Origin of the sequence: Neobacillus mesonae (genome assembly GCF_023715155.1) — a bacterium.
GTDB lineage: Bacteria > Bacillota > Bacilli > Bacillales > Cytobacillaceae > Neobacillus > Neobacillus mesonae_A.
In genome coordinates, this window is the sequence record NZ_JAMBNQ010000003.1 from 246,245 (window position 1) to 261,583 (window position 15,339).

At 33.5% G+C, this 15,339-nt stretch carries 10 protein-coding genes and 2 pseudogenes; 10 read left to right on the forward strand and 2 right to left on the reverse strand.

What is annotated here, in order from left to right; genetic code table 11:
- The first annotated feature begins 361 nt into the window (after positions 1-361).
- The 6 genes from M3183_RS05550 to M3183_RS05575 all read left to right on the forward strand — a co-directional run bounded on the left by M3183_RS05550 (position 362) and on the right by M3183_RS05575 (position 7,851).
- Entirely contained in the window at positions 362-727 is a 366-nt protein-coding gene (locus tag M3183_RS05550; protein ID WP_251467347.1) for a HEAT repeat domain-containing protein, read from the forward strand.
- Positions 728-857: 130 nt separating this feature from the next.
- Positions 858-3,611 carry a type I restriction endonuclease subunit R gene (locus tag M3183_RS05555; RefSeq protein ID WP_251467348.1) on the forward strand — a complete coding sequence of 918 codons (2,754 nt, stop codon included), beginning with the start codon at positions 858-860 and terminating at the stop codon, positions 3,609-3,611.
- 168 nt (positions 3,612-3,779) lie between these two features.
- Positions 3,780-4,370: a restriction endonuclease subunit S gene (locus tag M3183_RS05560; protein ID WP_251467349.1), complete on the forward strand. Its 591-nt coding sequence runs from the start codon at positions 3,780-3,782 to the stop codon at positions 4,368-4,370.
- A 24-nt stretch (positions 4,371-4,394) separates the two neighbouring features.
- On the forward strand, positions 4,395-5,948 hold the full coding sequence (locus tag M3183_RS05565; RefSeq protein WP_251467350.1) for a type I restriction-modification system subunit M: 1,554 nt from the start codon (positions 4,395-4,397) through the stop codon (positions 5,946-5,948).
- Between the two features lie 3 nt (positions 5,949-5,951).
- The gene (locus tag M3183_RS05570) at positions 5,952-7,139 is read left to right on the forward strand and encodes a restriction endonuclease subunit S (RefSeq protein WP_251467351.1); all 1,188 of its coding nucleotides are present in this window, start codon (positions 5,952-5,954) and stop codon (positions 7,137-7,139) included.
- Between the two features lie 67 nt (positions 7,140-7,206).
- Entirely contained in the window at positions 7,207-7,851 is a 645-nt protein-coding gene (locus M3183_RS05575) for a hypothetical protein (protein WP_251467353.1), read from the forward strand.
- Between the two features lie 378 nt (positions 7,852-8,229).
- On the opposite strand, the pseudogene M3183_RS05580 reads toward M3183_RS05575, so the two are convergent.
- Together M3183_RS05580 and M3183_RS05585 are read right to left on the reverse strand one after the other, a co-directional pair.
- A pseudogene (locus tag M3183_RS05580) lies at positions 8,230-9,291 on the reverse strand (aminotransferase class III-fold pyridoxal phosphate-dependent enzyme).
- Between the two features lie 30 nt (positions 9,292-9,321).
- On the reverse strand, positions 9,322-9,558 hold the full coding sequence (locus M3183_RS05585) for a hypothetical protein (protein ID WP_251467354.1): 237 nt from the start codon (positions 9,556-9,558) through the stop codon (positions 9,322-9,324).
- Positions 9,559-9,906: 348 nt separating this feature from the next.
- Here M3183_RS05585 and M3183_RS05590 point away from each other — a divergent pair.
- The 4 genes and pseudogenes from M3183_RS05590 to M3183_RS05605 all read left to right on the forward strand — a co-directional run.
- Positions 9,907-10,419: pseudogene (locus M3183_RS05590) on the forward strand (DUF72 domain-containing protein); the annotation flags it as partial.
- Positions 10,420-10,772: 353 nt separating this feature from the next.
- Positions 10,773-11,309, forward strand: a complete 537-nt coding sequence (locus M3183_RS05595) for a helix-turn-helix domain-containing protein (protein WP_251467355.1) — start codon at positions 10,773-10,775, stop codon at positions 11,307-11,309.
- Positions 11,310-11,367: 58 nt separating this feature from the next.
- Complete coding sequence (locus tag M3183_RS05600) at positions 11,368-12,681, forward strand: hypothetical protein (RefSeq protein ID WP_251467357.1); 1,314 nt, start codon at positions 11,368-11,370, stop codon at positions 12,679-12,681.
- Complete coding sequence (locus M3183_RS05605) at positions 12,682-15,327, forward strand: hypothetical protein (protein WP_251467359.1); 2,646 nt, start codon at positions 12,682-12,684, stop codon at positions 15,325-15,327.
- The last annotated feature ends 12 nt before the right edge of the window (positions 15,328-15,339 follow it).

Genomic DNA, 15,339 nt, shown 5'->3' on the forward strand with positions numbered 1-15,339 from the left:
GATTTTTAAAGAAATGCCCGAATATTATCGGAACTAAACGTTTCTTCAATGTTTTAGCAGCATTTTAAAAAGTAGCTGCTTTTTTATTTGATGGAATATTAATTGGAGAAATAAAAGGGCATTAAGAAAGCAAAGGACAGACCCATTGCCTAGAGTGATCTAAAATTATTTATATTCAGTAAAGTCTCTCTTTTTCCCTTTCGACAGATTTGTGAACGAATAACGGAATCCAAACCGACTCATAAGTGGGCTGTTTATAGCTTTTTTATTATCGTACTTTTACACTTTATTGATATAATTAAGGGTAAACGTAAAAAAGTGTAAGATGTTATTATAAAATTGATCTTTTTGGGGTGATGATGTGGATTCATTATTGGAAGGTATCTTATCTAATAATATGAATGAGCGGAATAAAGCGATAGAAAAAATAATTATGGAGCAACCGTCAGAGCTAAAGAGTGAATTGTTAAAAATCACTTTAGAAGGTCCAACATATGCAAAGTTAGGAGCTTTAAAAGCGTATGGAAATATTATTTCAAAAAACGAAATTGGGACCATCATTGAGTTTACAAAGAATAAAGATTGGCATATCAGGTTAGAAGCATTAAAGTGTATTGTTAATTTAATGGGGACAGACTCACTTGAAATACTGAGACCATTTTTAGAAGATAAAGCACATGGTGTAAGAAGTGAAGTTGAATTAATGATATCTAAACTCCAAAATTAATCAAGTATGGATAGCGTCAGCCTTAAGTGGGTTGGCATTTTTTTATTTCTTATTATCCTAAATAAATGAAACTTAAGCATTAATTTTTTTGTATAATAGAGGGATGATGGGTATTAAGGAGGTTTCCGCCATGGCACATCAACCTGAAGCAGCGCTTGAAAAAAATTTACATAAACAGCTTGTGGATCAAGGCTACGATGCAGTCAAGATTACAGACTATGACGCTTTATTAACCAACTTTAAGCAACAACTCAATAAATTCAATGAACATAAACTAAATGGACAACCATTAACTGATATAGAATTTAAGAGAATTCTTACCTTAATTGAAGGTAAAAGTATTTACGATTCAGCGAAAATTTTACGTGACAAGCTACTGATAGAACGTGAAGATGGTACGCAATTGTATGTAGAGCTACTCAATACAAAAGAGTGGTGTAAAAATCTATTCCAAGTCACAACACAAACAACGGTGATTGGAAAATACACAAATCGTTATGACGTGACCATCCTAATTAATGGGTTACCACTTGTTCAAATCGAATTGAAACGACGTGGACTAGACTTTAAAGAAGCATTCAATCAAATACAGCGCTATCGTCGTCATACATTTCCTGGTGTGTATCGTTTCCTACAAATCTTTATTGTAAGTAATGGTGTTGATACTAAATACTTTTCGAACTCTGATTACGATATTCAATTTGGGTTCACATTTTTCTGGACGGATGAGAAGAATAAACTGATTACAAACTTACAAGATTTTGCTAGTGCTTTCCTAAAGCCGTGTCATTTAGCCAAAATGATTAGTCGTTACATGGTCATTAATGATACTGATAAAGCGTTAATGGTTATGCGACCATATCAAATGTATGCGGTAGAAGCATTGGTAAAACGTGCAACGGAAACCAACAACAATGGCTATATTTGGCATACAACGGGTTCTGGTAAAACCTTAACCTCTTTTAAAGCTGGTCAAATCTTAGCAGATGAAGAAAGTATCAAAAAGGTATTCTTCCTAGTTGACCGACAAGATTTAGATAGCCAAACAATTGCGGAATTTAATAAATTCCAAAAAGGCTCTGTAGACCGTACAGACAAAACGGAAATACTGATTGAACAAATCCAAAACCCAATGAAGCGTTTTATCGTAACAACAATTCAGAAGATGAACAATGCTATAAAAAGTCCAAGATATACAAAAGTTATGGAGCCTTACAAGCAAGAACATGTTGTCTTCATCATCGATGAATGTCACCGTAGCCAATTTGGTGATATGCGAAAAGAAATTGATCGTCATTTCCAAAACGCTCAATACTTTGGCTTTACAGGAACACCTCGTTTTGTAGAAAACAAGAGCCAAGATGGTCGTACAACAGCCGACCTATTTGAAAAATGCTTACACCATTACTTAATTAAAGATGCAATTCGTGATGGGAATGTACTGGGTTTCTCAGTTGAATACATTCGTACTTTTAATGCTAATATTGATGAAAGTGACCCAACTAAAGTACAAGCTATCGATACGAATGAAGTATGGCATGACGAAAGACGTTTAAACCTTATTGCCGACCATATTATAGATAACCATATAAGACGGTCAAAAAGTAAAGGTTACTGTGCGATGTTTGCAGTGGATTCTATTCCAACACTTATCAAGTACTATGATATTTTCAAACAGAAGAAACACAATCTGAAGATTGCTGGCATTTATTCATATGGGCAAAATGAGGAAAGTAGTGGGACGGAAGAGCACTCTCGTGAATCTTTAGACCGCATGATTGTTGACTATAACAAAATGTACGATACCGATTTCTCAACAGAATCATGGGATCGCTACTTCTCCGATGTATCGAAAAAAGTAAAGAAGGCACAAATCGATATTTTATTGGTTGTTAAAATGTTCTTAACGGGTTTTGACAGCAAGCCGCTGAATACGTTATATGTAGATAAAAACATGGTTTATCATGATTTACTGCAAGCATACAGTCGTACAAACCGTGTAGAGAAAGCGACAAAGCCTTATGGAAATATTGTCTGTTACCGTAACCTAAAAGAGAATACCGATGAAGCCATCAAACTGTTTTCCCAAACAAAATCAGTGGACGAAGTATTGATGCATAACCCTGAGGAGTACTTAGCTGCCTTCTTAACGGCTCGAAATGCTCTACTTGAAATCGCAGCAAATCCAGAAGCAGTGGATTTATTAGAAAGTGAAGAGGATAAAAAAGGTTTCATTACTGCTTTCAAAAACATGACGAAGTTCTTGCAGAAGTTGCAGTCCTTCTCTGACTTTGTGTTTGATGAAGAAAAATTGCAAATCTCGGAGCAAACATACGAAGACTTTAAGAGCAAGTACTTCAAGGTATATGAAATGATCAAACGTGGTGAAGTACCAAAAGAATCCATATTGCATGATATCGACTTTGAATTAGAGCTAATGCATACAGACCGTATTAACGTAAGCTACATTTTAAATCTCATTGCGAACCTTAACACAGAAGATGAAAAAGAACGTGACAAAGAGATTCGTTTTATCAAACAAGAATTAGACCATGCATCTGATCCGAAGTTACGTCTAAAAATTGAGTTGATAAAAGGTTTCTTAGATAAGGTCGCACCAACGTTAGCACCTAATGAATCAGTAATGGATGCATACAGTCGTTACGAAGAAGAAATGAGTGAGCAAGAACTCTCAACATTTGCGAAACAAGTAAATATTGAAGATAGTGTATTACGTGAACAAGTATCAACATATGAGTATTCCACTTTAATTGAAAAAAATGCGATTATGGATTCTTTATCAGGGTCATTCTTGAAAAAGAACAAAGCAATTAAAGCGATTACTTCTTTCATTCGTGACTTTACCGAAAAATACGGTGCGTAGTTACCACAATACCCATGTAATAAAAGAGAGAGCGCTAAATAGTGCTCTCTCTTGTTATTTTAAAAAATATCAAAAAAATAAATGGAAAAACATTGATATTTTTTAAAATATCATTTATATTAAATGTATTGATGTTGATATATTAAAAAATATCAAAGGAGGAGTGTTGTGAAACTTTATCAAATTGCACAATTAACACAAGGTGCCTTTGCAAATCGATTGGAAACTTTTTCTGACAACATTGAAACATCAAAAGTCAAGCCACTTTCATTAAAGGAATTTAACGAAACACTGGGCTTGGCTTATCGAATTTCAAATGAAAAAAATGTGGAAATTGCTGTACCGAAAGAAAAATTAGTTCCACAACTGCTAACTGATACAGTTAGTCTTATTTTACACACGCATACGCAAAAGGTCGCTCTGTTACCCGAGAAATATAGCGGGTTATTATTAACAAATAACTTTATAAAAATCGAATTAACCAGTGATGTAGATGCAGCCTTTTTTGAATGGTATTTTAATGAACATCCATCCATTCAAAAACAACTGTCTGTTTTAAGTGAAGGAACAGTCATTTCATTATTGAAACTTTCTAATTTAAAGGATTTAGAAATTGACTTACCACCTATCCAAAAGCAAATCATTATTGGGAAAATCGCACAGCTTAAAAAGAGAAGAGAATTATTGATGGATGAAAAACGTGAATTACAACAGATATATATTCAACAGAAGCTAATTCAAAGTATCAACGTAAATTAAAATTATCTTAGGAGGAACTCAATTATGACTACAAGTGAAAAGCAACGTCAACAACAAGCTGAATTACATAAAAAATTATGGGCGATGGCAAATGATTTACGAGGTCAAATGGATGCCAACGAATTCAAGGATTATATTTTAGGGCTAATTTTCTACCGCTACTTATCTGAAAAAGTAGAAGCTCGTGCAAAAAAACTACTAAAAGACGATAACATATCTTACGCAGAAGCATGGGGAAATGATGAGTACCGTGAGGACTTAGCTGAGTATCTTATTGATGAGTTAGGTTATGTAGTAGAGCCGCAATTCTTGTTTTCACGTTTCCTTGAAGAAATCGAAAAAGGGGCAAATGGTAACTTTGATGTAGAGATGCTACAAAACGGTGTTAAAGCAATTGAATCATCAACTATAGGTACTGAAAGCCAGGACGATTTCCAAAATCTATTCGACGATATGGATTTAACTTCTTCCCGCTTAGGGCGTACAGTGAAGGATCGTACAAATTTAATCAGTAAAGTAATTGTCAACATTGCAGATATTCCATTTTTACAAGATGATGTAGAAATTGATGTTTTAGGTGATGCATACGAATACATGATTTCTCAATTCGCAGCAAATGCAGGGAAGAAAGCTGGCGAGTTCTATACGCCACAACAAGTATCAAAAATCTTAGCGAAGATTGTGACTGCTGGAAAATCAGAAATTCGTGATGTATATGACGGAGCTTGTGGTTCAGGTTCTTTGCTACTACGTGTAGGAAAAGAAGCGAAAGTACACAAATATTACGGACAAGAAAAAGTTTCAACAACATACAACTTAGCTCGCATGAATATGTTGCTACATGATGTACCATACCAACGTTTTGATATTCAAAATGCGGATACATTAGAGGAACCGCATCATATCGACCAACGCTTTGAAGCAATCGTTGCCAATCCTCCATACTCAGCAAAATGGAGCGCAGATGATAAGTTCAAAGAAGATGAACGCTTTAGCGCCTATGCAAAACTAGCACCAAAATCAAAAGCAGACTTTGCTTTCATTCAACATTTTATTCACCAATTAGATGATAACGGCACAATGGCAGTCGTGTTACCACATGGTGTCCTATTCCGTGGTGCAGCAGAAGAAGCGATTCGTAAGTATCTTATAGAGGAAAAAAACTACTTAGATGCAGTCATTGGTTTACCAGCGAATGTCTTCTATGGTACAAGCATTCCTACTTGTATTTTAGTTTTTAAAAAATGTCGTAAGCATGATGACAATGTTCTTTTCATTGATGCTTCAAATGAATTCGAAAAAGGAAAAAATCAAAACTTATTATCAGATGAACATGTTGAAAAAATCATTTCAACTTATTTAGGTCGTGAAACAATTGATAAATATTCGTATTCAGCAAAGCTTGATGAAATCAAAGAAAATGATTATAACTTAAATATCCCTCGCTACGTGGATACATTTGAAGAAGAAGAATCAATTGATTTACAAGCAGTTGCACAACGTCTAAAAGAAATCGATGATGAAACTGCAGAAGTGGATCGTGAATTAGAGAAGTATTTTAAAGAGTTGGGGGTGTAAGAGATGAATGCACCTAAATTGAGATTTGCGGGTTTTGGTGACGATTGGAAAATGACTCTTCTTAGCGATTTAATGACATTTAATAATGGTATCAACGCTGACAAAGATAGTTATGGTCATGGAAGGAAATTTATTAACGTACTAGACATTTTAAATAATACGTCTATAAAGTATAAAGATATTATTGGTTCTGTATCTGTTTCTCAAAAGGTTGAAGAAACCAATAAGGTCGAGTACGGAGACTTACTATTTCTTCGTAGTTCTGAAACTAGAGAAGATGTAGGTAAAAGTTCTGTCTATTTGGATAAAGATGAGTTTGCGTTATTTGGTGGCTTTGTAATTCGTGGCAAAAAACATGGCGATTACCATCCATATTTTTTAAAACTCAATCTGGAATTACCGAATGTACGTAACCAAATAAGTTCTAAAGCTGGCGGAAGTACACGTTTTAATGTTAGCCAACCTATCTTAAATTCAATAGAAATAAATATTCCTTGCTTACAGGAACAAGAAAAAATTGCTAACTTTATCAGTAACTTCGATAAAAAAATTCAACTTCAACAAGAAAAAATCGACTTGCTGAAAGAACAGAAAAAAGGCTATATGCAGAAGATTTTTAGTCGGAGATTGCGATTTAAAGATGATACGGGAAAAGATTTTCCACAATGGACAAAAACATTTTTAAAAGACATTGTTTCAAAAAAATTCAAAGGGAGCAATGCCGATTATTCAGAAGACCCATCACAAGGCAATTTACTTTTACACAATGAGTTTCTTGAACTCGGTATAAACCCTCTATATGTAAACAAAGAAAATGATGTTTCTAATAAAAACATTTTGATTTTATGGGATGGTTCACAAGCTGGTAATATTTATTTTAATAGAGAAGGTGTACTTGGATCAACTTTCATGGCATTAGAATTAATTCCAAAAATCAACTCAAACTTTATTGGTCAACAATTACAATACTTTGAGCCAATTATAAAAAAATCTTGGAGGGAGGGTTCAGGAGTTCCACATGTTTCAAAAAGCTTTATAGATAGATTTAAAATTAAGATTTGTTGTGAAGAAGAACAACAAAAGATTTCAGACTTCTTGAATATGTTTGATAAGAAAATTAGAATAGAACAGTCTATGCTCCTAGAACTTGATAAACAAAAACAAGCCATCATGCAACAAATATTTATTTAATAACTAATAAAAGCTAGAGTATTATTCCATGTACTCTAGCTCTTTAAAAAATAAGGAGGTTTTCCCGATGAAAGATATTTTTTCCTATAATGCTGATATAAATAAGAATGCCTATATGAATTGGAGAACAAATCGATTTGATCATATACATAACATGCATGTAATAGCGGAGGGGTTTATGAATTCTTCAATCTCATTAGCCCAATCCTGCTTAAAAGATAATCATGACAAAAAAGCTGATATGTTAATTTTTCCGATTCTGTTTAATTTAAATCATGGTATTGAAGTTTACTTAAAAGCAATGTGTTGGAATTTAAATCAGCTATTAAATAAAGCTAAAACCTTTGAGGCATCACATAATCTTAAAAATCTAATAAAGGAAACGAAAAAATTAATTGTAGAGTTTGATAATCAACCTGAGGCATTACAATGGTCTATACAATTAGAAAAATATATAGATGAACTCTATACTAAAATTGAAACTGTAAAAGATAATGGTAAAAAAGTTTATGATATTACTTTTGCTCGTTATTCCTTAACAAGAGATTTAGAACCGCAGTTTTATATTACAGAATTCGATAACGTTGTTATTGATTTAGAAAACTTCGTGCAGTTCTTTAATGATGTATTTAGTGATTTACACAATATGTCATCCTATTTGTTAGAAATATTGGAACGAAGAAGTGAACTTGAAGCTGAAATGGAATATTAGAGGTAAGAACCCACAGCAGTACAAACTGTGAGTTCTCAAGTGTTTAACCCTTTTCACATGTTTTAAGTTCAAAATTCGTGCCAACACCGTGCCAAATCCATGCCAAGTTGAAATTATCATCCATTTTAAACCATTTGAAGAAATGGCTTTATATCGCGGTTTAACCGACCTTTTTATAAATCATTTCGTGCCATTTCGGTCAGAATTAATCAAGTTCGAAATGGAAGGCAGCATAGGTTAAGATTTTTAAAATAAATAGTTGATTTAAATCCCTTCTAAAAAGGCAGCAGAAACTGCTGTCTTATATAGAAGGGATTTTTGATTTCAGATACAATCCTATCTTAAGCATGCTATTCTACCAAAAAATTTTAACCCCATTCATTCATTCAGAACAGATTTTAAAGTAGTAACTACAAATTGCAGTTCTTCCTCTGTTGAAGATATCGGTGGATTAATACGAATAATATTTTCATCTTGACCAACGATAAGGCCCCTCTTTTTACACTCTTCTGCAATATTTTTTGTAAATTCTTCTGGTACTGGTGTTTTTGATTCCTTATCTTCTACAAACTCAATCCCATATAAGTATCCAATTCCACGAACCTCGCCAACGTTGTTGTCTAAACGAGTTAATTCATGCAGCTGGCTTAAGATGGTGCTGCTGAATTGGTCCAATTGTTCCACCAGATTCTCACGTTCAATGATTTCTATCGTTTTTAGGGCTACGGCACATGCTGCAGGATTTCCTCCCATAGTTGAAAAGTGTCTTAAATGGTTTCCCTTTTCTTTAAACGTTAAATAAATTTTTTCACTTACCGCAGCAGCACCAAGCGGAGCCTAAGCGCTTGTCAATCCTTTAGCCATCGTCACAATATCGGGTTGGACATCTTCAGAGTGCATAAATCCAAACATTTTCCCTGTTCTTCCGAATCCTGTAATCACTTCATCTACAATTAAGAGAACATCATGTTCCTTGCAAATTTCTGAAACCCGAGTTAAATACTCTTTAGATGGGATAATACATCCTCCTGCAAAGAGAAAAGGTTCTAAAATGATCCCTGCTACAGTATCTGCTTCTTCCCGTAGAATTACTTGATCGATAAGCTCTGCAAAAATAAGGTCACAATTTGATCCAGAATCACCAAAAGGGCATCGATACGAATACGGAGGCAGAACATGGATAAAACCTGGGGATGAAGATCCAAATTTGCCCTTGAATGCAGGCGTTGCTGAGATATTTTGAGCACCAGAAGTGCCCCCGTGATAACCCCGATAATGGGAGATGAATTTATGTTTCCCAGGATGACCGTTTTGAATATGGTATTGTCTTGCTATTTTTAAAGCGGCTTCATTCGCCTCAGACCCGCTTGTTGAGAAAAAAGTAACATATGAACCATCAAGCAAATTACTAAGTTTAGAAGCTAATTGAATGGCAGGGATATTGCATGAATCTGGTGAAAAATAAGCTAATTACAACATTTGCTCATAAGCAGCCTGTGCAAGTTCTACTCTTCCATATCCTAAGTTTAGACAACTATGTCCAGACATAGCTTCAAAGTATTTGTTTCCATCTATATCTATAAACCATCCTCCTTCCCCTTCTACCCCAATGATAGGGCTCGATTTTCCATCAAAACTATACATGTCGTGCCATAAATGACTTTTTGCTTTTAGATAGAGTTCTTGCGTTTCCATATCGCCTTTCATTATAAGCCCCCCCAAAAAATCATTTTTAGAATCGTACATCCAAAACGGTTCACTTCCAAATTGAGCCGTAATATACCAAAAATGAATGATTTGTGCATTAAATATCATAGTTAGAAAATTCACACAATTAACTATAATGTCATCATAACATCACAACCAGTTTGTGTACACCTTTCAGTAAAAATAGTAATTCAGGCTCTGCCCATTTCCTCATGATAAAAATCATTCGGCCTTTCTTTACACATTAGATAAAGGACAGCTTTTTATCTTTTGTGAAAGGTATAGGTTTAAAAAACTCCTTTTTTAAAAAAAGGATATGCTATTATTAGGTAATGGGGGTGAGTTCAATTGATTTACATTGGCCTTACGGGATGGGGCGATCATAAAAGCCTGTATCCGAACCTGACGTCTTCACGTGATAAGCTGAAAGAATATGCAGGTCATTTCCCGATTGTTGAGGTGGATACCGCTTTTTATGCCATACAGCCGAAGCGAAATGCTGTAAAATGGGTCACTGAAACCCCTGAAAGCTTCAAGTTTATCGTCAAAGCCTATCAAGGGATGACTGGACATCAGCGCGGCGAAATTCCCTTTGAAACCAAGGAAGAGATGTTTCAAGCATTTAAAGAATCCCTTGAACCATACATAGATAAAAATAAGCTGGCAATGGTATTATTCCAATTCCCGCCATGGTTTGATCTGCGAAGAGAAAACGTCAATTATTTAAGATGGTGCAAAAAGCAAATGGGTGATATCCCATGTGCCCTTGAGTTCAGGCATCAATCTTGGTTCATCCCAAAATACCGAGTGCAGACACTTGATTTTATGAAGATGGAAAAATGGATTCATAGTATTTGTGATTTATATTAGTCTCTTTTTGTTTTATAATCCATATTTTACCACTATATATATAAACCTACATATACCAATGTATTGTTCGAGAAAATATTTAACACATCTTTCCAATTTTGTGTTGAAATTATATTCTATTTAATTTAATATAATTGTATAAAATATTGTATATTTATTGACTGCTTTAAGACTCTCAATAGACCACTATTACAACAACAACATTGTTTTTTGTTCAGCAAATGTTGTTGTAAATTTTTTGCATTAAAACCGAACATACGTTTTGCATTTATAGTCAATAAAAGAATGTGTATTGCTTATATGCGATGTGGGTTCAAGAAAATAATTAAGGTAGGTGGGCTAAAATGGAACATTTGCTAACAGTAAAAGAAGTAGCAGAACGACTTAATAAAAGTGAGGAAACTATTAAAAGATGGTTACGCTTAGGAAAATTTGCTAATGCTTTCAAAGAATCTGATAAGAAAGGGTGGCAGATTCCTCATGAAGATGTCCAAGTCCTGCAAACCACAAGGAGCATTTCTCCACATATAGACGAACAAATGTCAAATTTGTATATTTCTCAACCACCTCGGAATGAGGATTCAAAAGAATTAGTATCATTGGCATATCAAGCAGTCACCATGACTTCACCTACGGACACCATAATTAATCTTCTAAACTATATAGGAATTAGGCGTACCTTAGAAATCTTGCTAATCATGAGTCAGTCACCTAATAAGGTTAAAAATCCCGAAGGATTTATCAGAAAGGCAATTACTAAAGGGTGGACTCCCAATACACTGCCTATTAAGAGGGAACGAAATATAGCAAGAGTCCGAAGTAATCAATCAGAATATAGTCAGCAAACAGTTCCTTTTTATAATTGGCTTGAAGAAGATTAATGATTAGAAATAAAGTTGGGCTTAAAAGAATTTAATCTGCTCTTAAAGGGTGATAATTGTGAATTATGAATTCGTAGTAAAACAAAAAAAGATAAATGAAATTAGGGAAGGAAAACTCAATTCAGGTGATAAAACATTTCTGTGTATAAAAGATAAGGTAACAGGAATTATTTACCCACATCCATTATCCAATTTCATAAAAAGTGAACTGGAGAGGAAATCACTTTCTCTTACTACACAAAGGAATTATGCGGAGGAAATAAAAAAATTTTTGAATTATATTTTAGAGTGTATTGAGAATGAAGATGAAACATTTTTACATTTAGAGGAGGAGGGGATATTTGGATTACAATTACAGCATGGTGCAAGATATATCTCATTCCTGACTCACAGGGTTAAATTGGGCCAAATCAAGTCAACTCAAGTATTCCGTACAGAACGTATTCTTGTTAGATTTTTTCGCTGGTTAATAGAACAAAACATAACTAAAGAGAATGTTCAGTATAGGGAAGAAATTAGAATTGTGAAAGGTGAAAAAAGAACTATAACCATTTCACCTTTTGATAACTTTGAACTTGGAACAGAGTACCCAAATAAAAGGGAAAGTACAAAAGCAAAGGATATAAAATTACATGATTTTGGAAACGGTAGGTTAGACCTTGTAAATCTTTTTATAAGAGTTGCGGAAATAGAAGCCCCCGATATTGCATTAGGAATAGCATTTCAGTGTTATGGAGGGTTACGGAGAGGCGAAGTGGTAAATCTATTACGAAGCAGTGTAAAAGAACCGAACAAGAATGATTCTGGAGAATTTACACTTAACATACAGGATAACTGGAAAATACTCTTTCCAGATAAGGAACTTACTGTGTCAGAACAGGTAAAAAAGGAACGGATACAAGCAATATTTAAAGTTCCCATTGTCTTAGAACTATATAAAAAACATAAAGAGAATTTATTACGTTTAGAAAGAAGAGGAAGAATAAAAAATAAACACGCTTTGTTCTGTTCTATTCACACTGGAAAGCCAATTACGGGAATGGCTTATTGGGAACGCTTTACGAAGGTGAAAGACAAATTCTTAGAAATTCTTGAACCTAATGAAAAAGATTATCAATTCTTAACATCAAAGTCCTGGTCAACACATATAGGCAGAGGGATTTATACTAATATGCTTGTGTTCCTACTCGGATGGTCAGCAAGTCAAGTGGCGATTGCAAGAGGAGATAGTAATATTCAATCCGCACAAGACTATATTGAAGAGCAAAATGTTAAGAAACAGACGGAAGAAGCAGTAGAAATTATTGCCAGAGCAACAATTCAAGCTAATCAGCGAAATTATACAAGTATAGAAAATTTAAGGGGTTTATAAATGGAAGGATATAAAGCGGTATCTAATGTTTATAGTAATTACAATGAATATGGATTGACGGTTGGGAAAGTTAAGCAATTATCAAAAAGTGGTGAATTGGAAGAGAAAGTTATAGGAAATAGAACATATATTTCTGTTCAATCTTTGGAGAGATACATCCAGCAAGTGGATGAAATTCGCAGTAATTATATGACAATTGAAGAATTTTATTTAAAACTTACAGGAAAAGGAAGATACAATATTCGTGTAGTTAAACAAATTGTAGAAGAGTCCTGCCTTGAACTGCTAATTATGGACATACCTATAACGCAAAGTGAGAAATACCTTATTAAAAAAAGTAGTTATGAACAATTTTTGCAGGATTATATATCAATTCAGGAAGCCTACAATCAACTAAAAATGCACAAAGATATTTGGCATTTTAGAGAATACTTAAAAAAACAAGGAATAATAGTTGTAACATTTCAAAATCGTTATGAGCTTCAGTTTGTAAAGAAGGAAGATTTGAATAAATATGAGAGTATTATAAGTGTTGTTGAAGTCAGAAACCTATTAGGTTTAACAGAAAAAAACCTTAGTGAGGCAATTAAACTTTGCAAAATCGAAAGTTTTTGGGGAAGTAAGTCAAGACTCTATATAAGAAGAGAAGATTTTGAACTTTTGAAAAATTTACAGGAAAAAACATTAAATGATTTAAAAGAGAATACTTATACTTGGGAGGAAGTTGACTCTCTTTATAAAGAGAATATTGGTGGGAAAAAAATAGATGATAATGCAATTAAAAAGTTTGTAGTACCAGGTAATATTTATCCACTTGTACGAATTGATAAATATAAGCGAAAGATGACAGTCTATTCTAAAGTTGGTGTTGACAAGTATATAGAACAATTAAAAAAAGATAAAGAAATATCAAGGTTATGTGAAATAACCACCACCGATTATTATTCTCTTTTACAACAAATTCTTGAGATTGATAATGTATTTTTTTCTAATAATGCATCACTAACAAAAGAGCTTTGGTATCAATTTGTTCATTGGAAACTTAAAAATATGCAAGGCAGTCGAGGAACGGCTTTGCATAGAGTGTCTGGTTTTAGACATACCACAAAACTGTTAGCCGAATTTACAGCTACGAAAGAGATATATGAGTTTTCAGTGAATGAGTTAAACATGGGTATTTTTAACAATAATATCCCGAAAAAGTATCAAAGGGAAATTTTTTCATTCCTGTATAATATTATACAAACAGTTGAACAAAAAACAGGTAAAAAGCTATTTAACGTATCGAAATTAAATTTTAAATACGAAAATACAAATAAACAGGAAAAAGAAATATATTCAGTTGAAGAATATTTAGCTTTATACAATTACTTAAGCGACTTTGAAAGTCATAAGCAATTAGCGATTGCTGATGTTGAAAAGGCATTAAACAACAAAAAGGGTTACAAAAAATACGATTCTTTCTGGTTGTATGTATTGCTTCATATGAACAATGGTTGGAGGAATGGTACTGTTTTAGAGTTCCCAAGATTCAACAATCCTATATTTGATAAGCTCAATTTAAATTCTATTGAGTCTCTTGAAAATTTACATTTAACATATAATGAAGCCGAACGGATAGTAAAATACTATCAAATGCAGTGGTTTGAACATAATAAAACCAAAGAAAAAGCGACATTTTATTGTTCCAGTGTTTTAACTTTACCAATGGCGTATGCCATTGTCATTTGCGAATTTAGATGTAGAAAATTGCATCTTCATAACGAAAAAAATCTGATTCATTTTTACAATTCAAGAAATAATGTTACCCCTGCTATACATGGTGGATTCTTTAAAAACTACAGTGGGGAGTTTAAATTTGAATCAAGAAAAATGAACAGAACGGTTTTAACTTATACAAGTTCAATAATTAAATCCACTTTTAATGGTGACCCTATAGAAATCGCTCGTCATTTAAGAGGACATACAACCAGTGAAACTACTAATATTTATATACAACTCCCTCAAGAGCATTTAGATTTTATTAGCGAACAGCTTTTTGACACAGGGTATTTTGGATTTATTTATAATCAAGTCAATCAATTGCTGATTGGTGGAAATCCTACAAATAGGATAGAACAAACAAGAGCATCAAATGAATTGAAGGAGTTGTTTGGTGACGTAGTTAAATTGGAAGATACGACTACCTATTTGAAGCAGTTATCACAAGAACGAGACGAATTAGGTAAATACTTGCAAGAGATGCCAAAAGAGGAATTGAAAAATAGATTAAACCTGATAAATTTAGGTCTTTCTCCAGCGAAGGAAGAAACATATCAGTGCTTTTTTTCAAGTTGTATTGCTATGGAGATAGATTGTAGTAAGTGTCCGTTTTCAATTCCGCACTTTTATTCACTTAACTCAATTTCAAAAAGAATAAAAAGAACATTCCAGAGTTATCAGGAAATAGCCTATAATCAAGAAATTCCAGTGGGTGAAAAAATAAGGCTCTATAATTTATTGATAATTGACTTTAAGAGCATTATGGAAGCTAAACAAAAGTTTGGAAATGAAATTGTTGAGATGTTTTTAGATAGCGACCTAAATGATTTTTCAAGGCGTTTAGTGGAACTACCAGACCCTCAGTATATTGAAAATATATATTAAAAGAAAAAAGAA

Excerpts from the sequence above, each read along its gene's own strand:
- M3183_RS05555 (WP_251467348.1), top strand. The coding sequence starts at position 858 with ATGGCACATCAACCTGAAGCAGCGCTTGAAAAAAATTTACATAAACAG.
- M3183_RS05565 (WP_251467350.1), top strand. The coding sequence starts at position 4,395 with ATGACTACAAGTGAAAAGCAACGTCAACAACAAGCTGAATTACATAAA.
- M3183_RS05570 (WP_251467351.1), top strand. The coding sequence starts at position 5,952 with ATGAATGCACCTAAATTGAGATTTGCGGGTTTTGGTGACGATTGGAAA.
- M3183_RS05575 (WP_251467353.1), top strand. The coding sequence starts at position 7,207 with ATGAAAGATATTTTTTCCTATAATGCTGATATAAATAAGAATGCCTAT.
- M3183_RS05585 (WP_251467354.1), bottom strand. The coding sequence starts at position 9,558 with ATGAAAGGCGATATGGAAACGCAAGAACTCTATCTAAAAGCAAAAAGT.
- M3183_RS05595 (WP_251467355.1), top strand. The coding sequence starts at position 10,773 with ATGGAACATTTGCTAACAGTAAAAGAAGTAGCAGAACGACTTAATAAA.
- M3183_RS05605 (WP_251467359.1), top strand. The coding sequence starts at position 12,682 with ATGGAAGGATATAAAGCGGTATCTAATGTTTATAGTAATTACAATGAA.